This is a genomic window from Pseudomonas sp. NBRC 111138 (assembly GCF_001320835.1).
In the GTDB taxonomy this organism is placed as follows: domain Bacteria; phylum Pseudomonadota; class Gammaproteobacteria; order Pseudomonadales; family Pseudomonadaceae; genus Aquipseudomonas; species Aquipseudomonas paracarnis.
Window position 1 is genome coordinate 1 of record NZ_BCBO01000127.1, and the last position, 25,656, is coordinate 25,656.

At 60.4% G+C, this 25,656-nt stretch carries 24 protein-coding genes and 2 pseudogenes; 19 read left to right on the top strand and 7 right to left on the bottom strand.

What is annotated here, in order from left to right:
• The coding region (gene kynU, locus APH41_RS22095; protein WP_082430489.1) for a kynureninase at positions 1-762 on the top strand (762 nt) is incomplete at its 5' end.
• A 132-nt stretch (positions 763-894) separates the two neighbouring features.
• Entirely contained in the window at positions 895-2,322 is a 1,428-nt protein-coding gene (locus tag APH41_RS22100) for an amino acid permease (protein ID WP_054921523.1), read from the top strand.
• 15 nt (positions 2,323-2,337) lie between these two features.
• On the opposite strand, the gene APH41_RS22105 is transcribed toward APH41_RS22100, so the two are convergent.
• A complete protein-coding gene (locus APH41_RS22105) occupies positions 2,338-3,252 on the bottom strand; it encodes a LysR substrate-binding domain-containing protein (protein ID WP_054896988.1) in 915 nt (304 codons plus the stop codon).
• Between the two features lie 185 nt (positions 3,253-3,437).
• Here APH41_RS22105 and APH41_RS22110 point away from each other — a divergent pair, with 185 nt between their 5' ends.
• The 4 genes from APH41_RS22110 to APH41_RS22125 all read left to right on the top strand — a co-directional run bounded on the left by APH41_RS22110 (position 3,438) and on the right by APH41_RS22125 (position 7,781).
• Positions 3,438-4,202, top strand: coding sequence for a sulfite exporter TauE/SafE family protein (locus APH41_RS22110; protein ID WP_054896987.1), 765 nt, complete (start codon positions 3,438-3,440; stop codon positions 4,200-4,202).
• A 42-nt stretch (positions 4,203-4,244) separates the two neighbouring features.
• A complete protein-coding gene (locus APH41_RS22115; protein ID WP_034128763.1) occupies positions 4,245-5,141 on the top strand; it encodes a LysR family transcriptional regulator in 897 nt (298 codons plus the stop codon).
• A 103-nt stretch (positions 5,142-5,244) separates the two neighbouring features.
• Positions 5,245-6,138, top strand: coding sequence for an NAD-dependent epimerase/dehydratase family protein (locus tag APH41_RS22120; RefSeq protein ID WP_054921526.1), 894 nt, complete (start codon positions 5,245-5,247; stop codon positions 6,136-6,138).
• Between the two features lie 197 nt (positions 6,139-6,335).
• Positions 6,336-7,781: a SulP family inorganic anion transporter gene (locus APH41_RS22125; RefSeq protein WP_054921529.1), complete on the top strand. Its 1,446-nt coding sequence runs from the start codon at positions 6,336-6,338 to the stop codon at positions 7,779-7,781.
• A gap of 12 nt (positions 7,782-7,793) precedes the next feature.
• Here APH41_RS22125 and APH41_RS22130 read toward each other — a convergent pair.
• Positions 7,794-7,979, bottom strand: a pseudogene (locus tag APH41_RS22130) (lysozyme inhibitor LprI family protein); the annotation flags it as partial.
• Between the two features lie 189 nt (positions 7,980-8,168).
• Between APH41_RS22130 and APH41_RS22135 the strand changes: the two are divergent.
• The 5 genes from APH41_RS22135 to APH41_RS22155 all read left to right on the top strand — a co-directional run bounded on the left by APH41_RS22135 (position 8,169) and on the right by APH41_RS22155 (position 14,939).
• Entirely contained in the window at positions 8,169-9,572 is a 1,404-nt protein-coding gene (locus tag APH41_RS22135; RefSeq protein WP_054921531.1) for a gluconate:H+ symporter, read from the top strand.
• Between the two features lie 20 nt (positions 9,573-9,592).
• On the top strand, positions 9,593-10,453 hold the full coding sequence (locus APH41_RS22140) for a MurR/RpiR family transcriptional regulator (protein ID WP_034128758.1): 861 nt from the start codon (positions 9,593-9,595) through the stop codon (positions 10,451-10,453).
• Between the two features lies 1 nt (position 10,454).
• Complete coding sequence (locus APH41_RS22145) at positions 10,455-11,933, top strand: amidohydrolase family protein (RefSeq protein ID WP_054921533.1); 1,479 nt, start codon at positions 10,455-10,457, stop codon at positions 11,931-11,933.
• Between the two features lie 113 nt (positions 11,934-12,046).
• Positions 12,047-14,494: a dermonecrotic toxin domain-containing protein gene (locus APH41_RS22150; protein WP_054921535.1), complete on the top strand. Its 2,448-nt coding sequence runs from the start codon at positions 12,047-12,049 to the stop codon at positions 14,492-14,494.
• 76 nt (positions 14,495-14,570) lie between these two features.
• Positions 14,571-14,939, top strand: a complete 369-nt coding sequence (locus APH41_RS22155; RefSeq protein WP_054896979.1) for a glyoxalase superfamily protein — start codon at positions 14,571-14,573, stop codon at positions 14,937-14,939.
• Between the two features lie 75 nt (positions 14,940-15,014).
• Here APH41_RS22155 and APH41_RS29705 read toward each other — a convergent pair whose 3' ends face one another.
• On the bottom strand, positions 15,015-15,878 hold the full coding sequence (locus APH41_RS29705; RefSeq protein ID WP_370706066.1) for a methyl-accepting chemotaxis protein: 864 nt from the start codon (positions 15,876-15,878) through the stop codon (positions 15,015-15,017).
• Positions 15,879-15,917: 39 nt separating this feature from the next.
• Positions 15,918-16,934 (bottom strand): annotated as a pseudogene (locus APH41_RS29710) (methyl-accepting chemotaxis protein); the annotation flags it as partial.
• A 255-nt stretch (positions 16,935-17,189) separates the two neighbouring features.
• On the opposite strand from APH41_RS29710, the gene APH41_RS22165 reads away from it, so the two are divergent.
• On the top strand, positions 17,190-17,807 hold the full coding sequence (locus tag APH41_RS22165; protein WP_034128752.1) for an FKBP-type peptidyl-prolyl cis-trans isomerase: 618 nt from the start codon (positions 17,190-17,192) through the stop codon (positions 17,805-17,807).
• 60 nt (positions 17,808-17,867) lie between these two features.
• Here the strand turns inward: APH41_RS22165 and APH41_RS22170 are convergent, their stop codons facing one another.
• The 3 genes from APH41_RS22170 to APH41_RS22180 form a co-directional block, all read right to left on the bottom strand.
• A complete protein-coding gene (locus APH41_RS22170) occupies positions 17,868-18,125 on the bottom strand; it encodes a hypothetical protein (protein ID WP_005791321.1) in 258 nt (85 codons plus the stop codon).
• A gap of 160 nt (positions 18,126-18,285) precedes the next feature.
• Positions 18,286-18,627: a zinc ribbon domain-containing protein YjdM gene (locus tag APH41_RS22175; RefSeq protein WP_034128750.1), complete on the bottom strand. Its 342-nt coding sequence runs from the start codon at positions 18,625-18,627 to the stop codon at positions 18,286-18,288.
• A 170-nt stretch (positions 18,628-18,797) separates the two neighbouring features.
• Complete coding sequence (locus APH41_RS22180; RefSeq protein ID WP_003194086.1) at positions 18,798-19,766, bottom strand: polyprenyl synthetase family protein; 969 nt, start codon at positions 19,764-19,766, stop codon at positions 18,798-18,800.
• 239 nt (positions 19,767-20,005) lie between these two features.
• Here APH41_RS22180 and rplU point away from each other — a divergent pair, with 239 nt between their 5' ends.
• The 7 genes from rplU (at position 20,006) to APH41_RS22215 (ending at position 25,619) form a co-directional block, all read left to right on the top strand.
• On the top strand, positions 20,006-20,320 hold the full coding sequence (rplU, locus tag APH41_RS22185) for a 50S ribosomal protein L21 (RefSeq protein WP_007950961.1): 315 nt from the start codon (positions 20,006-20,008) through the stop codon (positions 20,318-20,320).
• Between the two features lie 34 nt (positions 20,321-20,354).
• Positions 20,355-20,612 (top strand): 50S ribosomal protein L27, encoded by a 258-nt coding sequence (rpmA, locus tag APH41_RS22190; protein ID WP_003176049.1) that lies wholly within the window; start codon positions 20,355-20,357, stop codon positions 20,610-20,612.
• 192 nt (positions 20,613-20,804) lie between these two features.
• Entirely contained in the window at positions 20,805-22,028 is a 1,224-nt protein-coding gene (gene cgtA, locus APH41_RS22195; protein WP_003194084.1) for an Obg family GTPase CgtA, read from the top strand.
• 109 nt (positions 22,029-22,137) lie between these two features.
• The gene (gene proB, locus APH41_RS22200; protein ID WP_019817476.1) at positions 22,138-23,256 is read left to right on the top strand and encodes a glutamate 5-kinase; all 1,119 of its coding nucleotides are present in this window, start codon (positions 22,138-22,140) and stop codon (positions 23,254-23,256) included.
• Positions 23,257-23,272: 16 nt separating this feature from the next.
• Positions 23,273-23,737 carry a CreA family protein gene (locus APH41_RS22205; RefSeq protein ID WP_003194082.1) on the top strand — a complete coding sequence of 155 codons (465 nt, stop codon included), beginning with the start codon at positions 23,273-23,275 and terminating at the stop codon, positions 23,735-23,737.
• Positions 23,738-23,839: 102 nt separating this feature from the next.
• A complete protein-coding gene (locus tag APH41_RS22210; protein WP_054921537.1) occupies positions 23,840-24,322 on the top strand; it encodes a glutathione peroxidase in 483 nt (160 codons plus the stop codon).
• A 193-nt stretch (positions 24,323-24,515) separates the two neighbouring features.
• Positions 24,516-25,619: an NADH:flavin oxidoreductase gene (locus APH41_RS22215; protein ID WP_054921540.1), complete on the top strand. Its 1,104-nt coding sequence runs from the start codon at positions 24,516-24,518 to the stop codon at positions 25,617-25,619.
• The last annotated feature ends 37 nt before the right edge of the window (positions 25,620-25,656 follow it).

Sequence of the window (25,656 nt, forward strand, 5' to 3'; positions counted from 1 at the left end):
GCGGACGTGGCGGTGGTGATGCTCACCCACGTCAACTACAAGACCGGCTATATGTACGACATGGCGGCCCTGACCGCGCTGAGCCACGAGTGCGGCGCGCTGAGCATCTGGGACCTGGCGCACTCAGCGGGCGCGGTGCCTGTGGACCTGCACCAGGCCGGTGCTGATTATGCGATTGGCTGCACCTACAAATACCTCAACGGCGGCCCGGGCTCCCAGGCGTTTGTGTGGGTCAACCCGGCGTTGGTGGATGTGGTGCGCCAGCCGTTATCGGGTTGGTTCGGGCATACCCGGCAGTTCGCCATGGAGTCCACCTACGCCCCCAGCGCCGGCATTGCCCGCTACCTCTGTGGTACGCAGCCGATTACCTCGTTGGCCATGGTGGAATGTGGCCTGGAGATTTTTGCCCAGACCGACATGGTGCGCCTGCGGACTAAGTCCCTGGCCTTGACTGACCTGTTCATTGCGTTGGTCGAAAGTCGTTGCGCCGCCCACGGCCTGGAGCTGATCACCCCGCGTGAACACACCCGGCGCGGCAGCCACGTCAGCTTTGAACACCCCGAAGGTTACGCGGTGATCCAGGCCTTGATCGCCCGAGACGTGATCGGCGATTACCGTGAGCCGCGGATCATGCGTTTTGGTTTCACGCCGTTGTACACCAGCTTTACCGAAGTGTGGGACGCCGTGGAAATTCTCGGTGAAATTCTCGATAACGCTACGTGGGACCAAGCGCAATTCAAAGTGCGCAACAGCGTTACTTAAGGGCAACACAGATCAAATGTGGGAGCTGGCTTGCCTGCGATAGCGTCGGTGCATTCACTACCGTTATCGCAGGCAAGCCAGCTCCCACAGGTTCAGCGTCAGCCACTATCACAATAATAAAGGGGCACACCAGTGACCACGCCAGACAACGGCTTTGCAGAAATTACCCACCGTGAACTGGGCCTGAGGCGCCAGCTCACTTCCGGCCAGATGAGCATGATCGCCATCGGTGGCGCCATCGGCACCGGGCTGTTCATGGGCAGCGCCTACGCCATCGGTTATGCCGGGCCGAGCGTGCTGGTGAGCTACGCCATCGGCGCGTTGATTACCTTGCTGCTGATGGGCTGCCTGGCGGAGATGACGGTGGCCCATTCCACCTCCGGCTCCTTTGGCGCTTACGCCGAGTTCTACATCAGCCCGTTGGCCGGGTTCCTGGTGCGCTATGCCTACTGGGCGGCGATTGTGCTGGCGGTGGGGGCCGAGGTCACGGCGGTGGCGATGTACATGAAGTACTGGTTCGCCAACGTGCCGGAGTGGGTGTGGATCGTGTCGTTTTCCAGTGTGCTGATCCTGCTCAATGCGATCAGCGTGAAGACCTTCGGCAACTTCGAATACTGGTTCTCGACGATCAAGATCAGCGCCATTGTCGGTTTCATCATCCTGGCGGTGTATGTGGTGTTCGGCTCCGGTAACCCTGACTACGGGGTGCAGAACTACACGGCCCACGACGGCTTTTTCCCCCATGGCTTGAGTGGCATGTGGATCGCGGTGATCGTGTCGATCTTCAGCTACCTCAGTGTCGAGATGATCGCCGTGGCCGCCGGTGAAGCCGCCGACCCGGAGCAGGCAGTGAAGAAAGCCTTCCGCGCTACCATCGTGCGGCTGGTGGTGTTCTATCTGCTGACCCTGGCGCTGATGCTCGCCATCGTACCGTGGAACCAGGCCGGCCAGGCCCAGAGCCCGTTTGTCACAGTGATGCAGACCATCGGCATTCCCGGTGCCACCGGGGTGATGAATTTCGTGATCCTGATCGCGGCGCTGTCGGCCATGAACAGTCAGCTCTACATCACCACGCGCATGATGTTCAGCCTGTCGCGCGCTGGTTTTGCGCCCAAGTCCATGGGCGCGCTGAGCAAGAACGGCATCCCGCTCAACGCATTGCTGCTGTCCAGTTCGGGCATTGCCCTGGCGACGTTGCTCAACGTGGTGTACCCGGAAAGTTCGTTCACCCTGATGATGGCGATCTCGATGTTTGGTGCAATCTTCACCTGGTTCATGATCTTCCTCACTCACCTGTTTTTCCGCCGCTATCGCAAGCGTCATGGCGGGGCGAAGTTGTCGTTCCAGTTGCGCCTGTTTCCCTACAGCACGTTGCTGGGGTTGGTGCTGATGGGGGCGGTGATGATCACCACCTATTTCACCGAAGCGTTCAAGATGACGTTGGTGTTTGGCGTGCCGTTCCTGCTGATCTTGTCGGCGGTTTACTACACCTTCTTCCACAAACGCGCATCATCTGTAGGAGCGAGCTTGCTCGCGAAGAACCCGAGAGCGCCGCGTTAAACCTGATAGCTCGCGTTATCGTTGGCGATCTTCGCGAGCGAGCTCGCTCCTACAAGGGGGGGCGGTGAGCGCAGCGAGTAATGTGCTGACGTAACCGGGCAGTTGCTCGAACGAGCGTGCGCATAACAACAGTTTGCGGCAGGCCCATTCTTCTTGCAGGGGGTGGGCTTTGAAGCGCCGTGCAGGTGGCCAACGGTCCAAGGCGGCCTGAGGCACGATGCCCAGGCCCGCACCGCCGGCGACCATGCGAATCACCCCATCAAAACCGTCGGCGCGAATGCGCGTCTGCAAGCGAAAGCCCGCGTGCAGTGCCTGTTCTTCCAGGTAAACCGCCAACGCGCTGTTGGCCGCCAGGCCCACGTAGTCGTATTGCAAGCTCTCGATAAAACTCGCGCTGGTCAACGGGTGGTCCAGGGGCATGATCAGCACCAGCGGGTCGTCGCGAAACGCCAGGGTCTGCAAGCCGTGGGTGTCTACCGCATCGGAAATAATCCCCAGCTCGGCGGTGCCCTGGCGCAAGGCGTGGGTGATGCGCAGGCTGGGCAATTCTTGCAGGTCGATATCGAGGTTGGGGTGCTCGCGCAAAAACTGAGCGAGCAGTTCAGGCAGGTACTCGCTTAGAGCGGTGGTATTGCACAGCAGGCGTACCTGGCCTTTGACGCCATTGGCGTATTCGGCCAGGTCTTGCTGCAGATGGTCGGCCTGCTGCAACAGCAGGCGAGCATGCCGCGCCAGGGCTTTGCCCGCGGGTGTTGGGGTTACGCCACGGCGGCCGCGCTCGAGAAACGCGATGCCCAGTGAAGACTCCATGGCTCGGATGCGTGCGCTGGCGGCAGCCAGGGACAGGTGGCTGCGGGCCGCGCCGGCGGTGATATTGCCGGAGTCCAGGATGTGCAGGTAGAGGCGCAGGTCGATGAGGTCAAAGTGCATTAAGTTTTCCAGTGACTGGAAGGGCCTCATCGCAGGCAAGTCAGCTCCCACACTTGAATGTATTCACAATTCCAAATGTGGGAGCTGGCTTGCCTGCGATAGCGTCATCAGCCTCACACAAAACAAGAGGCTACCTCAGTATATGGCGAATTTTCAGCCACTCTCCAGCCCTGCACAATCGGTGCATGAATACCTTCCTCGCGTTCTACCAAAACCTCGGCCCCGCCCTGACAGCGCTGGTCATCACCACCTTCCTGCTGGCCGGTACGGTGAAGGGCGTCATCGGCCTGGGCTTGCCCACTGTAGCCATGGGTATGCTTGGCCTGGCTATGCTGCCGGCGCAGGCTGCGGTATTGCTGATCATTCCTTCGACGGTGACCAACCTCTGGCAACTGTCCTTTGGCGGGCACTTGGGTGCCTTGCTCAAACGCCTGTGGTCGATGCTGTTGCTGATCTTCCTCGGCACCGGGCTGGGCACCTTGTGGCTGGGCATGGGTAGCGGACCTTGGGTGGTGCGTGCCCTGGGCGCGGCTTTACTGGTGTATGCGCTGAGCGGGTTATTCCTGCCAACCTTCAAGGTCGCGCCCCGAACCGAGCGTTGGCTGGGCCCCTTGTGCGGGGTGATCACCGGCATCATTACCTCGGCCACCGGTGTCTTCGTGATCCCGGCGGTGCCGTACCTGCAGGCGCTGGGCTTGAGCCGTGATCAGCTGGTGCAGGCGCTGGGGCTGTCGTTCACCGTGTCGACGTTGGCACTTGCCGCCGGGCTGGCCTGGCGCGGGGCACTGGGCGGCGGTGAAATGGGCGCGTCATTGCTGGCGTTGGTGCCGGCATTGCTGGGGATGTGGCTGGGTCAGGTGGTGCGCCGACGCATCAGTGCGCTGTGGTTCAAACGTGGATTTTTCACCGGCATGGCGTTGCTGGGAGGCCATTTGTTGCTGGCTGGTTAATAATGGCCGTGCCTGTGTCAGCCGACAAATCAAGGACCGCCCGTGAAAGCCCGTTCCGATGAGCTACAGATCTTCGTCAGCGTGATTGAATGCGGCTCGATTTCCGCCGCCGCCGAAAAGGTCGGGCAAACGCCATCGGCAGTCAGCCGTACCTTGTCGCGCCTGGAAGCCAAACTCGACACCACCTTGATCAACCGCACCACGCGGCGCATGGACCTGACCGAAGAGGGCAAGTACTTCTTCGAGCAGGCCAAGCTGATCCTTGCGCAGATGGATGAGCTGGAAGAGCGCCTGTCATCGCGCCAGAAAAAACCGGCCGGCCGCCTGCGTATCAATGCCGCCGTGCCGTTCATGCTGCATGGGGTCGTGCCGTATATCGCCGAATTTCGCAGCCTCTACCCGGATATCCAGTTGGAGCTCAACAGCGATGATTTGATCATCGACCTGCTAGAGCAAAGCACCGACATCGCCATTCGCATCGGCGCCCTTGCCGACTCGACCCTGCATGCGCGTTTCCTGGGCAGCACGCCGCTGCATGTCCTTGCCAGCCCCGGCTACCTCAAGCAATACGGCACGCCGACGACCGTTGCCGAGTTGGCTGATCACACCTTGCTGGGCTTCACCCACACCGAGACCCTCAATCACTGGCCGCTGCGTCACGGCGAAGGTGACCGCTGGCTGATCCAGCCCGGCGTCAGCGCCTCCAGTGGCGAAACCGTGCGCCAATTAGCGCTGCAGGGGCAGGGCATTTGTTGCCTTTCGAATTTCATGACCGTCGCTGACATCGACGCCGGCCGCCTGGTGCCCATGTTGGAGGCGTTCAACAGCGGTTATCGCCAGCCGATCCACGCGGTGTTCTATCGCAACTCGCAATTGGCACTACGCATCCAGTGCTTCCTGGACTTTATTCAGGCCAAGCTGGCGCGGTATGCGCGCTGATTCGTGACCTGGGCGCAAGAGTGAATTGGGCCGCACGGGCTTATTCGGCAGTAGTGGGGGCTGGATACTGGGCGCATCACTTACCCAGTCAGGAGCAACCTCCATGAATGTATTCGTTACCGGTGCAGCAGGGTTTATCGGCGGTTCGATCGCCACCGGCCTGGTCAACGCCGGCCATCACGTCACCGGCCTGGTGCGCAGCGCCGAACAAGCCGCTGAACTGACCGCGCTGGGCATCACGCCGGTGATCGGCACCCTCGACGACGCAGCCGTATTGACCGAGCAGGCGCAGACTGCCGATGCGGTGATCAACGCCGCCAGCAGCGACCACCGAGGCGCCGTGCAAACTTTGCTGGCCGCCTTGAAAGGCTCGAACAAGCCGTTCCTGCATACCAGCGGGTCGAGCATCGTCGGCGATGCGTCGGGCGGTAAAGCCAGTGAAGTCATCTACTTTGAAGACAACCTGCCTGAGCCGACCGTCGACAAGGCTGCCCGCGTGGCGATCGACAACCTGATCCTCGCGGCGGCCAATGACGGCGTGAATTCGGCGGTGATCTGCAACACCCTGATCTACGGCCACAGCCTGGGCGTGAAGCGTGACAGCGTGCAATTGCCGCGCTTGCTCAAGCAGGCGCGCAAAAGTGGGGTAGTGCGCCATGTGGGCAGCGGGCAGAACATCTGGTCCAACGTGCATATTGAAGATGTGGTCGCCCTGTATCTGCTGGCGCTGACCAAAAACGTCCCGGGTACGTTCTACTTTGTGGAAAGCAGCGAAGCAGCATTCATCGACATGACCACGGCGATTGCCCAAGCGCTGAACCTGGGCAAACCACAGGATTGGCCATTGGCCGAGGCTGAGGCCGAGTGGGGCTATGAAATGGCCAACTATGGCTTGGGCTCCAATAGCCGAGTGCGCGGCAAACACGCCCGTGAACTGTTGGGGTGGACGCCAAAGCGCACCTCGGTGGTGGAGTGGATTCGCAACGAGATGGTGTGATGTTTGCTTAGCACCGCAGTGCGGTCATCGCAGGCAAGCCAGCTCCCACACTTGAATGTATTCACAATTCCAAATGTGGGAGCTGGCTTGCCTGCGAAAGGGGCGGCTCGGTACATCAGACCTGACACTTCACTAGCCCCACCCGCCGCAATTCCGTACCATCCCCCGCCTAATTCCCCGCAATTCCCTGGTACTCCATGAACCTCACCCGTCTGCGCGCCGACGCCTTGGCCGGCCTCACCACGTCTTTCGCCTTGCTGCCCGAATGCATCGCCTTTGCGCTGGTGGCTCATCTCAACCCGCTGATGGGCCTCTACGGTGCTTTCATCATTTGCACCCTCACCGCGTTGTTCGGCGGCCGCCCGGGCATGGTCTCGGGCGCCGCCGGTTCGATGGCGGTGGTGATCGTCGCGCTGGTGGTGCAACACGGCGTGGAGTATTTGCTGGCGACGGTGTTGCTGGGCGGGTTGATCATGGTCGCTTTCGGCCTGCTGCGCCTGGGCAAGCTGGTGCGCATGGTGCCGCATTCGGTGATGCTCGGCTTCGTCAACGGCCTGGCGATCATCATTGCGCTGGCGCAACTGGAGCATTTCAAGAGCGGTGAAACCTGGCTCAGCGGCACGCCGTTGTACGTGATGGCCGGGTTGGTGGCGGCAACCATGGCCATTGTGTATCTGTTGCCTCGTCTGACCCGTGCTGTACCGCCCGCGCTGGTGGCGATTCTCGGTGTGGGCCTGGCGGTGTACCTGCTTGGCCTGCCGACCCGCACCTTGGGCGATATGGCGCACATCGCCGGTGGCTTGCCGACTTTCGCCCTGCCGCAGATCCCCTGGACCCAGGAAACCCTCGGCATCATCGCGCCCTACGCGTTTTTGATGGCGATGGTTGGCCTGTTGGAAACCTTGCTGACCCTCAACCTCACCGACGAAATCACCGAGACCCGTGGTTATCCTGACCGCGAAAGCGTGGCCCTGGGCGCGGCGAATATGGTCTCGGGCCTGTTTGGCGGCATGGGGGGTTGCGCGATGATCGGGCAAACCGTGATCAACCTCAGCTCCGGCGGGCGTGGGCGCTTCTCCGGGGTGTTTGCCGGGGTGATGATTCTATTGTTCATTCTGTTTCTGTCGCCACTGATCGAGCGGATCCCGCTGGCGGCGTTGGTGGGCGTGATGTTCGTGGTGTCGCAACAGACCTTCGCCTGGGCGTCGTTGCGGGTGATCAACAAGGTGCCGCTCAATGATGTGCTGGTGATCATGGCGGTGACGATCATTACGGTGTTCACCGATCTGGCCACCGCCGTACTGTGCGGTATCGTCATCGCCGCGCTGAACTTCGCCTGGCAGCAGGCGCGGGAACTGTACGCCGATGAACACCTGGAGGCCGATGGCAGCAAGCTCTATCGGCTGCATGGCACGTTGTTCTTCGCCTCGACCACGCCGTTTTTGAATCAGTTCGACCCGGCCAACGACCCGGCCCAGGTCACACTGGATTGCCGTCACCTGAGCTTTGTCGACTATTCGGCGATTGCCGCCCTGATGACCCTGCGCGAGCGCTACACCAAGGCTGGCAAGCACCTGCGGGTGCTGCATTTATCCGAGCGCTGCAAAAAACTGCTCAAGCGCGCCAAGGTTCATCACGACTGATTGAGCCCCTGTGGCGAGGGCGGTCTTGTAGGCGCGGTTCAGGCGGTCGTCCTGCACCTTGGTTTGCCGGGCGTTGCAATTGACCATGTCGGCGGTGGTATTGGCGCTGTCCATGCATTTTTTCAAGGCAGGGTTGTCGGCGGCATAAGCGCTGCTGCACAAGAGCAGGACGCTGGCGGCAATTGTGGTGCGAATCATGAGCGGGTTCCTGGGCAATGGATGCGCATTCTATGACTCAAGGGCAGCGACTGAGTTTCCGCCTTCTCTGATCTTCATGTAAGAACACCCCCGGAATTTTCATCGGCTCGCGTCGGGCGTATCCCCAAGCGACAGCGCTTATCCGTGGGCGAAAATTACTTTCATGAAAATTGAAAATGCTCCTCGGGAATGATTTATGAGTTTCACAACCAATTCGACGTGACCCTTTCCGAGGAGTACCGCATGGCCGCATCACCGGGTTTCGGGCTGTTGGCATACGCTGCCATCGCCATCATTGCATTGATCGTGCTGATTGCACGCTACCGACTCAACCCCTTTATCGTGATTACGCTGGTGTCCATCGGCCTGGCGCTGATGGCCGGGATGCCGGCGGACACCATCATGGACTCGTACGAGGCGGGTGTCGGCAAGACCCTGGGGCATATCGCCCTGGTGGTGGCGCTGGGCACCATGCTCGGCAAGATGATGGCCGAGTCGGGCGGCGCTGAGCAGGTGGCGCGCACGCTGATCAACCGCTTCGGTGAGCGCAATGCCCACTGGGCGATGGTGTGTATTGCGTTTCTGGTGGGGCTGCCGCTGTTTTTCGAGGTCGGCTTTGTACTGCTGGTGCCGATTGCCTTTACCGTGGCGCGACGCGTGGGCGTGTCGATCCTGATGGTTGGGCTGCCGATGGTCGCCGGCCTGTCGGTGGTGCATGCGTTGGTGCCGCCGCACCCGGCGGCGATGATGGCGGTGCTGGCCTATAACGCCTCGGTCGGGCAGACGGTGCTGTATGCGATTTTGATTGGCATCCCCACGGCGATCATTGCCGGGCCCGTCTACGCCAAGTTCATCGTGCCGCACATTCATTTGCCAGCGGAAAACCCGCTGGAGCGCCAGTTCATCGAGCGTGAACCGCGTACGCGCCTGCCCAGCTTTGCACTGACCATAGGCACCATCCTGTTGCCGGTGGTGCTGATGATGATCGGCGGCTGGGCCAACGTGATTTCTACGCCGGGCAGCGGTTTCAACCAGTTCCTGTTGTTTATCGGCAACTCGGTGATCGCCCTGTTGGTGGCGACCCTGGTGAGTTTCTGGACCTTGGGCCTGGCCCAGGGCTTCAACCGCGAGTCGATCCTCAAGTTCACCAACGAATGCCTGGCGCCGACCGCCAGCATTACCTTGCTGGTGGGCGCGGGCGGTGGTCTGAATCGCATCCTGGTGGACGCTGGTGTTACTCATGAAATACTTGGCCTGGCCCATGCGTTCCAGTTGTCGCCGCTGGTGATGGGCTGGCTGTTCGCCGCGTTGATGCGTGTCGCCACCGGCTCGGCCACGGTGGCCATGACCACCGCGTCCGGGGTGGTCGCGCCGGTCGCCTTGGGCCTGGGTTATCCACACCCTGAATTGCTGGTGTTGGCGACCGGTGCAGGCTCGGTGATCTTTTCCCACGTGAACGACGGCGGCTTCTGGCTGATCAAGGAATACTTCAATATGACGGTCATCCAGACCTTCAAGACCTGGACCGTACTCGAGACCCTGATTTCGCTGGTCGCCTTCGGCCTGACCTACGGTCTGTCCCTTGTGTTATGAGCCTGTAACCCGGAGCCCCCATGGACATCCTCTATCAGATCCGCGCCCGCCAGGACACTTTCAGTGCCGGCGAAGGGCGTATTGCCAAGCTGATGCTTGAGGATGTGGGCTTTGCCGCGTCCGCCAGCCTGGAGGAACTGTCGCAACGGGCTGAGGTGAGTACCGCCACCTTGTCACGCTTCGCCCGCAGCGTGGGCTGCCGTGACTTGCGCGATTTGCGCCTGCAGTTGGCCCAGGCCAGCGGCGTGGGCAGCCGCTTCCTGGACCCGGCGGGCAAGCCAGAACAGTCAGCGTTTCATCGGCAGATTCTGGGGGATATCGAGGCGACGTTGCGTCAGCACCTGTCGGGCTTCAATCAGCGCAGCTTTGGCGATGCGGTCAAGCTGTTGGGCAAGGCTCGGATGATCCATGCGTTCGGCATGGGCGGGCCGTCGAGCCTGTGCAGTGATGAGTTGCAGGTGCGCCTGGTGCGTCTGGGCTATCCGATTGCCGCCAGCCACGACCCTGTGATGATGCGTGTCACGGCGGCGACCCTGGGGCCCGAACATGCCGTGATCGCCTGCTCACTCACGGGCCTGACCCCGGAGTTACTGGAGGTAGTGACGCTGGCGCGCAACTACGACGCGCGGATCATTGCCATCACCCTTGCCGATTCGCCGCTGGCGCAGTTGGCGGATGTCGTGCTGCCGCTGCAATCGGCGGAAACCAGTTTTATCTACAAGCCCACTGCGGCCCGCTACGGCATGCTGCTGGCTATCGACCTGCTCGCCACCGAGTTGGCGCTGGCCCTGCCGGACGACAACCAGGAACGCCTGCGCCGGATCAAACTGGCGCTGGACGATTACCGCGGCGGCCCTGGTAGCCTGCCGCTTGGAGATTGATATGAAGTACGACACGCTGATTCGCCAGGCGCTGATCATCGATGGCAGTAACACCCCAGGGTATGTCGCCGATGTGGGCGTGCAGGCAGGGCGCATCCGTACGATTGGCGACTTGTCCACAGCCCAGGCCGAGCAGATCATCGACGGCCATGGCCGGGTATTGGCACCGGGTTTTATCGACGTGCACACCCACGACGACACGGTAGTGATTCGCCAGCCGCAGATGCTGCCCAAGCTCAGCCAGGGCGTGACCACGGTGATTGTCGGCAACTGTGGTATCAGCGCTTCGCCGGTCAGTTTGCGCAGCGACCCGCCGGACCCGATGAACTTATTGGGCAACCGTGAGCAGTTCTGTTATCCGCGGTTCAGCGATTATCGCAACGCGGTGCAGGGCGCCCATCCGGCAGTGAACGTCGCGGCATTGATCGGTCACACGGCGCTGCGCAGCAACCATATGGACGACCTGCATCGCACCGCCACACCGTATGAAATCGCGGCCATGCGCGTGCAGTTGCAAGAGAGCCTGGAGGCCGGTGCCCTGGGGTTATCCACAGGCCTGGCCTACGCCAGCGCCTTCAACGCCAAGACCGATGAAGTGCTGCAGCTCGTTGAGGAGCTGACGGCCTACGGCGCGGTGTACACCACGCATTTGCGCAGTGAGTTCGAACCAGTGCTGGAAGCAATGGATGAGGCGTTTCTGATCGGTCGACACGCCAGGGTGCCGGTGATCATTTCCCACCTTAAATGCGCCGGTGCCGGTAACTGGGGGCGCAGCCCGCAGCTGTTGGCGGCCCTGGAAGCAGCGGCAAAAGACCATCCGGTGGGTTGTGATTGCTACCCCTATGCCGCCAGCTCCTCGACCCTGGACCTCAAGCAGGTGACTGACGCGTTTCGCATCACCATCACTTGGTCCACACCGCACCCGCAAATGGGCGGGCGTGATTTGCAGGAGATTGCCGCCGAGTGGGGCGTTTCGCTGATGGATGCCGCCCGCCGTTTGCAACCTGCGGGGGCGGTGTACTACGGCATGGATGAGGCGGATGTACGGCGCATTCTTGCGCACCCATTGTCGATGGTGGGGTCGGATGGGTTGCCTGAAGATCCGTTTCCTCATCCGCGCTTGTGGGGCGCTTTCCCACGGGTGCTAGGGCATTTCAGCCGGGATGTCGGATTGTTCCCGTTGTACACGGCGATACACAAAATGACCGGGCTGTCGGCGGCGCGTTTCGGCTTGGCCCAAAGAGGAGAAATTCGCGAGGGGCACTGGGCTGACCTGGTGCTCTTCGACCCTGCGCGGGTGCGTGACATGGCGGATTTCAAGACGCCTCAGCGTGCGGCCGAAGGGATTGAGCGTGTGTGGGTAAACGGCGTCTTGAGCTACAGCGAAGGGCAGTCGAACACACGGCGTGCGGGTCGTTTTCTGGCGCGCAGCGGTGATTTGCGCCGAGGTTTTCAGCTTGGTGCGCGGGATGCGATCTGACAGTGCTCGGCCCGATAGCGTGTCTGAATATGGCCAATCAGCGCTTACAAAAAGCTAATTGATTGCAAAGGACGGCTCTCTAGCATGTGCAGGTCTTATTACGGAGAGCCTGTATGAACACTCAGCCTGTAAGCCCCAGCCAACTCGCTAACCGGGCCGGCAACGCCGTCATTTCATCTACCGTCACGTCGCCTGACGCCGCGGTGAATGAGGGCGTCGATGCGATGTCGGCGTTCCCTTTTCCGCGTGACACGATCAAAGGCTGGATCCAGGAAAAAGTCTGGAACCTGACCAATCAATGGATCGACCCCGACAAGGTATACCTGCATCAGTTTTCTCCTGCCAACAGTACCCACACTGGCAGCGCCGTGACCGGGTGGGAACATCGCGGAGTTCCCGAGTCGTCCATGACGCTGACCGATGCCGTGGCCAGTGATTTTTTCTCGGCGGAACGCTACGGCACGGCCGGCAAGGCTCAGGCGCTGGCGCATTTCGTGTCTTCGAATACCAGCCCGTTTTCGTTGCTGGACAGCGAAAGTGTGCCGGATTTTTTCAGCCGGCTGGGCAAGTTCATTTTCGACCGGACGGGGCCGGGATACCTCTACTCGAAAATTCACGATGACGTGCCCAACGCCGTGGAGACCTGGCGTGATCTGGACGCCGCCTATGGCCTGTACCTGGATGGGCCGGGAAAGGGCACCTACGACGCCGGCAACCAACTGCGCATGAAGCCCAGCGAGCTGTTGAACCTGGTGCGTGAGGGGGACCTGCAGAAAAAGGTGATGACCAGGCTGGACAATTTTTGGATGCAGCACGGCGACGAGTGGCGGATGCTGGCCAAGCAACAGTTCGTGATGGAGGCCCGTGCCGCGCGCGCCCTCAACCAACAAGACTCCAGCCAGGGCCTGAGCCCGCAGGCTTATGCCGAGGTGATGAAAGCGGCGGCGTCAGGTGTACCGCTCGAGGGGCCGATGTCCAAGGCCCAGTTACAGGCGCAGACGACGCCGGGTCCGGACACCAGGGTGTTTTGCTTCGACATCAATGGTTATAAGTCCAATGACATCCTGCGCTTCATCTCCAAGAGTGGTACCGAAACCCTCTATGTCCCCGGCGCAAAACCCGCGATCCAGACTTTCAAGGACCGAGCCGCCGTGGACCAGTGGGTGCTCGAACAAAGCAAGGACCCCGCCAAAGCCAAGGTGCTGGAGGAACATTTCTCGCTGCGTGATCGTCAGCAGGGCGTGTTTGGCGCCCTGAGTGCCAACGGCGTGGACGTCACCCTGGCCAAGCTGGGTGCAGGCACCCAGGCAGCGAATGACAGTGTTATCGATACTTTGAATTATCCAATCGGCGGGGACGTGTTTTCCTTCATGGCCAGCCAGACACGCCAACGCATCGACAATGATGCGGATACCGAAATGAAATCCAACGCCGAAGTGCGCAAGGACGACGCACTGGCTCTGTTGCAAGCCGGCAACGCAATATTCTCCATCCCCATGGCCTTGCTCGGGCCTATTGGTCTGGCGCTTGGCGCCGTCTCTTATACGGCACAGGTAGGAATGGAAATCGACCAGGCCGTGGAGGGTGACACTCAGGCCGAGCGCAAGAATGGGCTGCATTCGGCTGTGATGGACGTCGCGACGATGGCTTTTTTTCACGCCCTCGGCAAGGCCGGCCCTTCCACGGCCGATCCCGCTGTCGAGTCCGGCGCTCAACCGACGACGGCGCAAAAGCCGTTTTTCAACTATCGCCGCGTGAACGGGCAGATCGGTGTGCTGATGAGTCCGACCGAACCTGCGCGGCTACCCGAAAAAACAGCAAACGGGTTGAATCCTGCGTGGGACCCATCCATGGAGATTTACCTGCAAGGGGGGGCCAAGCGTCCCTCAGTGCAGCCCCGTTATGAGATCGTCGAGGAGGGCCCGTCTACGGCGAAGAAGCCCAAACTCGAGGACTCGGAAAACGAACTGTCGGAGAATGAGGAGTCGCCGTCTTCGGTGGTTTCCGATGCCACGTCCTCCGGGGATTACGAGCCGTACGACGATAGCAACGTGCTCAAGGTCAATCCGTTCAAGGCCGGCGTCCAGGTGCCTGATGGTGGGTATTTCAACAGTCGAGGCATGATTGAACGTACCGATATACCCAAGTTGTACCGCGTCGAAAAGGCGGATCGCGTAGAGCGTCGCGGTGATCCGGCAAATTATGGTTTTCGGGACTCAAACTTCTTTTCCGGGCCTGCAAAAATGATGGACGGCAATGTCGTGATGGCGTCTCGCTCAAAGGCGGCGGCGATACATTTTGGTGATGCTGCACTCGGCGGCAAGTACCACCTTTACGAAATCGACAGTCGCGGTGTTCCCGTCGTCTCTTTCAACGAAAATATCGAGGTAAACCCGCAGTTCGTCGAGGCTCGCCAGTGTGTGGCGCCTGGCACCATCGAGCGGATGCGCAAGTCGGGCCACTTGAATCAGTTTGAAGAAAGTTCCTATGAGTTCGATGAAGTGCATGTGGACAATAATCAACTGTCGAGCGCAAGGATCAGGGAAATTCACAACCATTGAGCGTGTTCACTTTGAGCGCTTGCTGAGCTAGGGTGGTCGCTCGCCAGCAACGAGCGACCGGCACTTGGAGAGTTAAATGCACTTAGGAAAAGTCACCCCCATCCTGCGGATTTTCGACGAGGCCAAGGCGTTGGAGTTCTACGTCGATTTCCTGGGGTTCAAGGTCGATTGGCAGCATCGCTTCGAGGCGAATTTTCCGTTGTACGTGCAAGTGTCGCTGGGGGAGTGTGTGCTGCACTTATCCGAGCATCATGGCGATGCTTCGCCAGGGGCGGCTGTACGGGTCCAGGCCCAAGGGGTCGATGCGTATCAGCAGCAATTGCTGGGCAAGGAATACCGGTATGCCAAGCCTGGGGTGGAAGACACGCCGTGGGGGACGCGGGAGATGAGCATCAGAGACCCGTTTGGGAATCGATTGGTGTTTGTTGAGGAGAGCGAGGGCTGATTCTCCCATTGGCCTGTTCGCAGGTAAGGCCCTTGTGGCGAGGGAGCAAGCTCCCTCGCCACCATGGTTGTGGTGCTACACCCGGAAATGACTGACCATCTGCTGCAACTGGCTACCCAGGCGTGCCAGTTCAACACTCGACTTGGCTGTCTCATCACTGGCCGTAGCGGTCTGCTCAGACACGTCACGCACGTTCACGATACTGCGGCTGATCTCTTCCGCCACGGCGCTCTGTTGTTCGGCGGCTGCGGCAATCTGCTGGTTCATCGACTGGATATTCGACACGGTGCGGGTGATGTTTTCCAAGGATACCCCGGCCTTGCGCGTCAGTTCGACGCTGCTGTCGGTGAGGCTGCGGCTGTTGTTCATCACGCTGGCGACTTGTTGGGTGCCGTTCTGTAAGCCGGCCACCAGGCCTTCGATTTCCTCGGTGGACTTCTGTGTACGCTGCGCCAGGCCACGCACTTCGTCGGCGACCACCGCAAACCCACGGCCGGCTTCTCCGGCACGCGCAGCTTCAATGGCGGCGTTAAGTGCCAGCAGGTTGGTCTGTTCGGCCACGGCCTTGATCACGTCCATCACGCTGCCGATCTTGTTGCTCTCTTGTTGCAGGTGCGTCATGGCGTCGGTGGAGCGCGCCACTTCGGCCGCCAGGCGTTCGATCTGGGCGATGGCTTCAGCCACCACTTTATCGCCTTCGCGGGCCTGGCCGTCAGCGTCGGAAGCGGCTTGGGAAGCCTGTTCGGCATTGCGCGCAACTTCCTGCACGGTGGCGGTCATTTCATGCATGGCGGTGGCGACCTGATCGGTCTCGATCTTCTGGCTGTTCACGCCGGCGCTGGTTTGCTCGGTCACGGCTGACAACTCTTCGGCGGCGCTGGCGATCTGAGTGACGCCGTCGCGAATGCCGCTGATCAGCTCGCGCAGGGTGGTGCCCATGCGCTGGATGCCTTGCTGCAACACGCCCAGTTCGTCGCGACGGGTCACCTGGATATTGTGGCTCAAGTCGCCCGAAGCGATGCGCTCCACCACGGCCAGGGTGTCCTGGATCGGGCGGGTGATCTGGCGGGTGATCACCCACGCGGCAATCACGCCGACCAACAGGGCCAGCAAGGTGCTGATCAGTTGCAGGCTGCGGGCCTGGGTGCTTTCGGCGTCGCGACGTTCCAGTTGGATGTCGTACAGCTTGTCGCTGATCGTCACGATGTCGGCGCCCTGGGTGGTCATTTCGGCACGGGCGGTGACGATATTGGCATTGGCCGCCTTGTAGCTCTGCACGGCGCTGCGGTAGGCGCCTAGCGCGGTTTCCAGTGCGGACAATGCGCTTTGCTGGCCAGTACCGAAGGCAACGCTGAGGCCTTTCAAACCGGCGACAGCTTTTTCCAGCTGTGTAGCCGCGCGGGCTTCGGTTTCTGCGTTGGGGCTATTGGTATAGCCGCGCACTTCGTAGCGAGCCTGCATGAATTCGTTCTTGGCCTGGGTCACGGCCAGGAACTGCGTGAAGCGTTCCGGGCTGTCGGATGACTGCTGCACACTGGTTTCCAGCGCATTGATTTGCGCGTTGGCAATGTCGGCCTTGGCGCCCATGACATCGCGCGCAGCGTTGCCATTGCGGTAGGCCTCGCGCATTTTGTTCAGGGACTGGCGGTAAGCGGTAATGACGGCTTTCTGCTCATTGAGCAGCTTGAGGTTTTCCGGGCTCTTGAAGCTGTCGAGCAGCTTCTGTTGCTGGGCGGCGAAGGCATCGAGGCTGGTCTGCACGTTCTGCGCCACAGCTTCGTCGCCATTGGCCAGCATGTATTGCAAGCGCACGATACGCAGCTTGGTCAGCGAGGCATTGAGCTGGGTGATGTCGCTCATCCAATTGCTACGGTCGATCAAGCCGCCCAGGCTGGTCCAGCCAGTGAGTGCCAGGATCGAGGTGAGGACCAGCACCAGGCCGAAGCCCAGGCCGAGTTTGAGATTGACGCTGATGTTACCGAACCAGCTGTTCATCGAAAGCTCCTTGAAGAGTGATGTCTGTCTGCTGGACGGTGTGTTTTTGTTTGAGCCAGCCAAGATGTGTAGGGCTGTATCGGCGGGAAAGGATGATTCTGAAATACTTTTATTGTTCGTCGACGAAGGGTCGCCGGCGCGCAACGGCGATGCCGGGGTGGGGCTGATCACGGCCCGCTCATGTGTGCTAGTCTGCGGGCCCTTTTAGTTCTGGGCGGCGCGGGAAACCGTGACGTCCTACAGCGGAGCCTCTTCATGTCCGAAGTTAATCTGTCCACCGACGAAACCCGCGTCAGCTACGGTATCGGCCGTCAGTTGGGCGACCAACTGCGCGACAACCCGCCACCGGGCGTCAGCCTGGACGCGATCCTGGCCGGCCTGACCGACGCATTCGCAGGCTCGCCAAGCCGTGTTGACCAAGAGCAAATGGCAGCCAGCTTCAAGGTGATCCGCGAAATCATGCAAGCCGAAGCCGCTGCCAAGGCTGAAGCTGCAGCGGGCGCTGGCCTGGCTTTCCTGGCAGAAAACGCCAAGCGTGATGGCATCACCACCCTGGCTTCCGGCCTGCAATTTGAAGTGCTGACGGCCGGTACCGGCGCCAAGCCGACCCGTGAAGACCAAGTGCGTACTCACTACCACGGCACCCTGATCGACGGCACTGTGTTCGACAGCTCCTACGAGCGCGGCCAGCCTGCAGAATTCCCGGTGGGTGGCGTGATCGCCGGCTGGACCGAAGCCCTGCAACTGATGAATGCCGGCAGCAAATGGCGCCTGTACGTGCCGAGCGAACTGGCTTACGGCGCTCAAGGCGTTGGCAGCATCCCGCCGCACAGCGTTCTGGTATTCGACGTCGAGCTGCTCGACGTTCTGTAAGGCCTGCTGGTTACCTGTTGGGACGAACGCGTTCGCCCCAACAGGTATTTGCCAGTTTCTTCATGGATGGAACTTGCCATTCAAGTCGGTCGCCGGGCGCAACGCTCGTGCATAGCAGAACAGAAACAGATTCCTCACCACTTCCTTCAGCACCCCAGGCTCACTGGAACTCAGGCCGTTCACGTCCAGATCGCCCTGGTCCTGCAGCTCGTTCAGCGCTTCTTCCTCAAGCACCGCACAGACTTCACCGGTTTCCCGATGCAGGATTCGCAGGTAAGGGTGGGGGCGATCCAGCCAGGCATCTATCAAATAAGTCATGGTCGTTCTCCTTGATGGGTTTCAATGAGAATAATTCTTATTCGTAGAATAGCAAGCGTCTATTGGCAATTTCTGGGTTTTTCTGTGTGGGTATTGCGTTCGATCAACGCAGAGGGCGAAACGCCATCCCGCGGCGGGCGCGGGATGGAACGCAGCAGGTTCAGACTTTGCGCACGAACTCGGACTTGAGTTTCATCGGGCCGATCCCGTCGATCTTGCAGTCGATATCGTGGTCGCCGTCGCACAGGCGGATGTTCTTGACCTTGGTGCCGACCTTGACCACCAGGGAAGTGCCCTTGACCTTGAGGTCCTTGATCACGGTGATGGTGTCGCCATCCTGCAGGACGTTGCCCACAGAGTCTTTCTTCACGGTCTCATCGCCGACCACTTCGGCCTCGCCGTTGGCGGACCACTCATGGGCGCATTCCGGGCAGACCAGTTGGGCGCCGTCTTCGTAGGTGTATTCGGAATTGCATTTTGGGCAGGGTGGCAACGTGCTCACTAAAGCTCCTAGAAAGTCAGGGATGGCTAAAAGTCGCACATTATATAGGGTTTTAAACGCGGGTGGGGTTGGACTCGACCTAATGTGGGAGCTGGCTTGCCTGCGATAGCGGCAGTGAATTCACTCCCGTCATCGCAGGCAAGCCAGCTCCCACATTAAACAGCGCGGAATCAGTGAGTACGGGCGACCGCAAACTCACTCAGCTCAACCAGGGCATCCCGGTATTCACTGGCCGGCAGCGCTTCCAGGCATGTGATCGCCCGCGCCACGTAGTCACGCGCCAGTTGCGCGGTGTACTCCAGGGAGCCCGAGGCTTCTACGGCGGCACGGATGGCTTCCAGGTCTTCGATCCCGCCTTTCTGGATCGCCTTGCGCACCAGGGCAGCCTGTTCCGGCGTGCCTTCGCGCATGGTGTAGATCAGCGGCAAGGTCGGCTTGCCCTCGGCCAGGTCGTCACCGACGTTCTTGCCCAGGGTTTCAGCGTCGCCCTTGTAGTCGAGCAGGTCATCCACCAGTTGGAACGCCACGCCCAGGTGATCACCGAACGTGCGCAGGGCCTCGGCCTGTTCGGCGGTGGCGCCACACAGCGCGGCTGCACTGTGGGTAGAGGCTTCGAAGAGCATCGCGGTTTTGCCGCGAATCACTTCCATATAGGTTTCTTCAGTGGTGCTGGCATCGCGGACTTTGGACAGTTGCAACACTTCGCCTTCGGCGATGATGCGTGTGGCCTGTGAAAGAATCTTCATCACGGGCATCGAGCCCAGTTCCACCATCATTTCGAACGAGCGCGAATACAGGAAGTCGCCCACCAACACGCTGGGCGCATTGCCCCACATGGCGTTTGCGGTCTCGCGACCACGGCGCATGCCGGACATGTCGACCACGTCGTCATGCAGCAGGGTGGCGGTGTGCAGGAATTCGATCGTGGCGGCCAGTAGGCGAAGGTCATCGCCTTGACGGCCCAGGGCCTTGCCGCACAGTAACACTAATAAAGGACGCAGGCGTTTGCCGCCCGCCGACGTAATGTAGTCGCCAATTTTGGAGACCAGCGGCACTTTAGACGTCAGCTGCTGCTTGATGATGCCGTCGACGGCGCTAAAATCGTCCGCGACCGCGCGGTAGAAAGCTTGGGGTTGCATCAGCGACAGTCGCTCCAGAAGGGTTGCGCGGCATGCTAGGACCCTGACCCCCGGGTGTCAAGGCGCGATAGACGGCCCCTTGCAAGCCTCCCATAGCTTGCGTACAATCGCGCACCCTGAACTTCCTGGGCAGCACCTGCCTTACGCAATTGCATTCGGGACGTCCATCCCATGCAGCCATGCCAGCCAATACCTCTTCTTATAAAGCGCTGGGTGAGCAGGATTATCGGAGAAATACCATGTCGTACGCAGTAATTGTTACTGGTGGCAAGCAATACAAAGTCGCCCCAGGTGAATACCTGAAGATCGAGAAACTGGAAGTCGCTACTGGCGAATCCGTTACTTTTGATCGCGTTCTGTTGGTCGCCAATGGCGATGACGTGAACATCGGCGCTCCAGTTGTTGCTGGCGCTACCGTTGTGGCTGAAGTGATCTCCCAAGGTCGTCACGATAAAGTCCGCATCATCAAGTTCCGTCGTCGTAAGCACCACATGAAGCGTATGGGCCACCGCCAGTGGTACACCGAGATCAAAATCACCGGTATTCAGGCTTAATTTCAGCCTAATTCCTCACTAGGAGAATTGACTCATGGCACACAAAAAAGCTGGTGGTAGTACCCGTAACGGTCGCGACTCAGAAGCCAAACGCCTTGGCGTGAAGATGTATGGCGGCCAGAAAATCATTCCGGGCAACATCATCGTGCGTCAGCGCGGCACCCAATTCCACGCCGGTTACGGTGTTGGCATGGGTAAAGATCACACCCTCTTCGCTAAAATCGAAGGCGTGATCAAGTTCGAAGTAAAGGGCGCGTTCAACCGCCGTTACGTGAGCGTTGTCGCAGCTTAATTGCGAGATCGCTGGAAAAGCCCTGTCTTGCGACGGGGCTTTTTCGTTTGTGGAGTGAGTCTCTTGCAAAGCTGTTTGTGATGAGCTCAGGCGCAGGTTTGCGGTCGCTGATTGAGGTCGCTGCGCTCATTTTTGCAAGAGTCTTATGTCTTGGTTTCTTAAGCTCGTCCATGCGGCGAGAGGCGTTTTGTTATGAAGTTCGTTGATGAAGTTTCCATCCGAGTAAAAGCAGGCGACGGCGGTAACGGTTGCATGAGTTTCCGTCGCGAAAAATTCATCGAAAACGGTGGTCCAAACGGCGGTGACGGCGGTGACGGCGGTTCCATCTACATGATGGCCGACGAAAACCTCAACACCCTGGTCGACTACCGTTACACCCGGCACTTCGATGCCGAGCGTGGCTCCAACGGCGGCAGCACCGACTGCACCGGTAAAAAAGGTGAAGACCTGGTACTGCGCGTACCGGTCGGCACCACGATCATCGACTCTGCGACCCAGGAAGTGATTGGCGACCTGACCAAGGCCGGCCAGAAGCTGATGGTTGTGCAGGGCGGTTGGCACGGTCTGGGTAACACCCGATTCAAGTCCAGTACCAACCGTGCACCGCGCCAGACCACGCCGGGCAAGCCGGGCGAACAGCGCGACCTGAAGCTGGAAATGAAAGTACTGGCGGACGTGGGCCTGCTGGGTCTGCCGAACGCCGGTAAAAGTACCTTCATTCGCTCGGTGTCGGCTGCCAAGCCGAAAGTCGCCGACTACCCGTTCACCACCCTGGTGCCAAACCTGGGCGTGGTCAGCGTCGACCGCTGGAAAAGCTTCGTAGTCGCCGACATTCCTGGCTTGATCGAAGGCGCTTCCGACGGCGCGGGCTTGGGTATTCGCTTCCTCAAGCATTTGTCCCGCACCCGTTTGCTGCTGCACCTCGTCGACATGGCGCCGCTGGATGACACCAGCGCCGCAGACGCCGCCGAAGTCATCGTCAGCGAGCTGACCAAGTTCAGCCCGGCCCTGGCCGAGCGCGATCGCTGGTTGGTACTGAACAAGTGCGACCAGATTCTTGAAGAAGAGCACGAAGAGCGCGTCAAGGAGATCGTTGATCGCCTGGAGTGGGAAGGTCCGGTCTACGTCATCTCGGCCATCGCCAAAGAAGGCACCGAGCGCCTGACCCGCGACATCATGCGTTACCTGGAAGACCGTGCCGACCGCCTGGCGGCCGACCCGGTGTACAAGGCCGAACTCGCCGAACTCGACCAGCAGATCGAAGACGAAGCCCGCGCCCAGTTGCAGGCCCTGGACGACCAGCGTGCTCTGCGCCGCAGCGGCGTGAAGTCGGTCCACGACATCGGCGACGATGATTGGGACGAAGAAGACGTGGATGATGAAGACGGTCCGGAAATCATTTACGTGCGTGACTGATCCGTTGCGATAAACTTGAACGCCGCTCCCTGGAGCGGCGTTTTGGTATCCGGGTATAACGTTATGGGCAGCGCTGGGTCGCGCGGCCCTCACTCTAAGGTTGAAGATGATGCGGAGCAAAGTGACAGGTGCGCAGCGCTGGGTCGTGAAAATCGGCAGTGCGCTGTTGACGGCGGATGGCAAAGGTCTGGATCGCGCAGCCATGAGCGTCTGGGTCGAGCAGATGGTGGCCTTGCATGAGGCAGGCGTTGAGTTGGTGCTGGTGTCGTCCGGAGCGGTTGCCGCCGGGATGAGCCGCCTCGGCTGGACCGCGCGACCCAGCGCGATGCACGAGCTGCAAGCCGCCGCTGCCATCGGCCAGATGGGCCTGGTGCAAGCCTGGGAGTCCAGCTTTGCCGAGCACGGCCGCCACACGGCGCAGGTGCTGCTGACCCACGACGACCTGTCCGACCGCAAGCGCTACCTCAACGCCCGCAGCACTTTGCGCGCGCTGGTGGAGCTCAAGGTCATCCCGGTCATCAACGAGAACGACACTGTGGTCACCGACGAAATCCGCTTCGGTGACAATGACACCCTGGCCGCCCTGGTGGCCAACCTGGTAGAGGCTGACCTGTTGGTGATCCTCACCGACCGCGATGGCATGTTCGACGCCGACCCGCGCAACAACCCCGATGCCCAGCTTATCTATGAAGCCCGCGCCGACGACCCGGCGCTGGATGCGGTCGCCGGCAGTGTCGGTGGTGCCCTGGGCCGTGGCGGCATGCAGACCAAACTGCGCGCCGCTCGCCTGGCCGCGCGTTCCGGTGCCCACACCATCATCGTCGGCGGGCGCCTGGAGCGCGTGCTTGATCGCCTCAAGGCCGGTGAGCGCATCGGTACGCTGCTGTCGCCGGAACGCGGCATGCTGGCGGCGCGCAAGCAATGGTTGGCCGGGCACCTGCAAACCCGTGGCACGCTGGTGCTGGATGCGGGGGCCGTATCGGCCTTGTCCCAAGGCAACAAGAGCTTGCTGCCGGTGGGTGTGAAGTTGGTGCAGGGCAGCTTCCGCCGTGGCGAGATGGTGGTGTGCGTTGCGCCAGACGGTCGCGAGATTGCGCGCGGCCTGGCCAATTACAGCGCCCTGGAAGCACAGAAGATTATTGGACAATCTTCCGACGCCATTGTCGGACTCTTGGGCTATATGGCGGAACCGGAACTGGTTCACCGCGACAACCTGATCCTGGTTTAACCATAGGAAATACACGATGCGCGTGATGAAGGGATTGCTCGGCCTGCTGTTGGCCATGCCGCTGCTGGCTTCGGCCGAAGAAGTCGGCCAGGTGTCGACGGTGTTCAAGTTCGTCGGCCCCAACGACCGGATTGTGGTTGAAGCGTTTGACGACCCCAAGGTCGATGGCGTGACCTGCTACTTGTCGCGTGCCAAGACCGGCGGGGTAAAGGGCGGCCTGGGCCTGGCTGAAGACCGTGCCGAAGCCTCGATCGCTTGCCGCCAGGTGGGCCCGATCCACTTCAAGGGTGAGCTCAAGGACGGCGACGAAGTGTTCAAGGAGCGCACCTCGCTGGTGTTCAAGACCATGCAGGTGGTGCGTTTCCTCGACAAGAAGCGCAACACCCTGGTGTATCTGGTCTATAGCGACCGTTTGATCGAAGGCAGCCCGCAGAATGCGGTGACGGCAATTCCGATTCTGCCATGGCCGACCGCTCAGTAACCTGCAGGCGAGTTTTGTCACCGGCGTCTATGATTGCAGCTTTGCCGGTTGTAAGCTCCGAAGGGCTGCAATGCAAAGAACATGGGATATCTGGAGTTCGTCATGAGTGCTTTCCACGATCTGAAACTCAAAGCCCTGGACGGACAAGCGCTACCGCTGGCGCCTTTCAAGGGCCAAGTTGTGCTGGTGGTCAATGTTGCGTCCAAATGTGGTTTGACCCCGCAATACGCGGCGTTGGAAAACCTCTATCAGCAGTACAAGGACCAAGGGTTCACAGTGCTCGGCTTGCCATGCAACCAGTTTGCAGGCCAGGAGCCGGGCACCGAGGAGCAGATTCAGCAGTTCTGCAGCCTGAACTACGGCGTGACCTTTCCACTGGGCAGCAAGATCGAGGTCAACGGGCCTGATCGGCACCAGTTGTACCGTTTGCTGGCGGGCGAGGGCGCTGAATTCCCCGGGGATATCACCTGGAACTTCGAGAAATTCCTGTTGGGTAAGGATGGCCGTGTACTTGCGCGCTTCTCACCACGCACGCCCCCGGAAGACTCCTCCATCATCCAGGCCATCGAAAAAGCCTTGAGCTGACGTCAGTGAAGGCCTGATCGTTCCTACGCTCTGCGTTGATCGTTGATCGTTCCCACGCTCTGCGTGGGAATGCCACCCTGGGCGCTCCGCGTCCCGCTTTTACTCCTTAATCATTTAGATCAATAGTGCTACTCAGCGCTGCAGGCTCTCCATATTATCCGCATCATAAATTCACTCTCCCGTGGAGCGTTCCATGCCCGTCCAAGCCTTGTTCAAACCCTTCCAGCTCGGTGCATTGCAACTGTCGACCCGCGTGGTCATGGCGCCCATGACTCGCTCGTTCTCCCCTGGCGGCGTACCCAATTCCAAAGTCATTGAGTACTACCGCCGCCGTGCCGCTGCCGGTGTGGGCTTGATCATCACTGAAGGCACCGTGGTCGGGCACCCAGCCTCCAATGGCTACCCCAACGTGCCGCATTTCTACGGTGAAGCCGCCTTGGCTGGCTGGAAGAAAGTGGTCGATGCAGTCCACGCCGAAGGCGGCAAGATTGTTCCGCAGCTGTGGCATGTGGGCAGTGTGCGCCGTATGGGCACTGAGCCTGATGCCAGCGTGCCGGCTTATGGCCCGATGGAAAAGCTCAAGGACGGCAATGTCGTTGTGCACGGCATGACCAAACAGGACATCAAGGACGTGATCAACGCCTTCGCCCAGGCCGCCAAGGATGCCCAGGCCATCGGCATGGACGGCGTGGAAATCCACGGTGCCCACGGCTACCTCGTGGACCAGTTCTTCTGGGAAGGCAGCAACCAGCGCACCGACGAATACGGTGGCAGCCTGGCCAACCGTTCGCGCTTCGCCATTGAGCTGATCCAGGCCACCCGCGCCGCTGTCGGCCCGGACTTTCCGATCATCTTGCGTTTCTCCCAGTGGAAGCAGCAGGACTACACCGCGCGCCTGGTGCAAACCCCTGAGGCGTTGGGTGAGTTTCTCAAGCCACTGTCTGACGCTGGCGTGGATATTTTCCACTGCTCCACCCGTCGTTTCTGGGAGCCGGAATTTGAAGGCTCCGACCTTAACCTCGCCGGTTGGACGCGTCAGCTAACCGGTAAGCCAACCATCACGGTAGGCAGCGTGGGCCTGGATGGCGAGTTCCTGCAGTTCATGGTCAACACCGACAATGTTGCCCAGCCTGCCAGCCTGGAGAAACTGCTGGAGCGCCTGAACAACGATGAGTTCGACCTCGTGGCAGTGGGCCGTGCCTTGCTGGTGGACCCGGATTGGGCGGTGAAGGTGCGCGAAGGGCGCGAGAGTGACATCTTGCCCTTCAGTCGTGAGGCGTTGATGACTCTGGTGTGAGCGGTAAGAGGGCGGGCACCGGTTGGCCGTCCTCGCA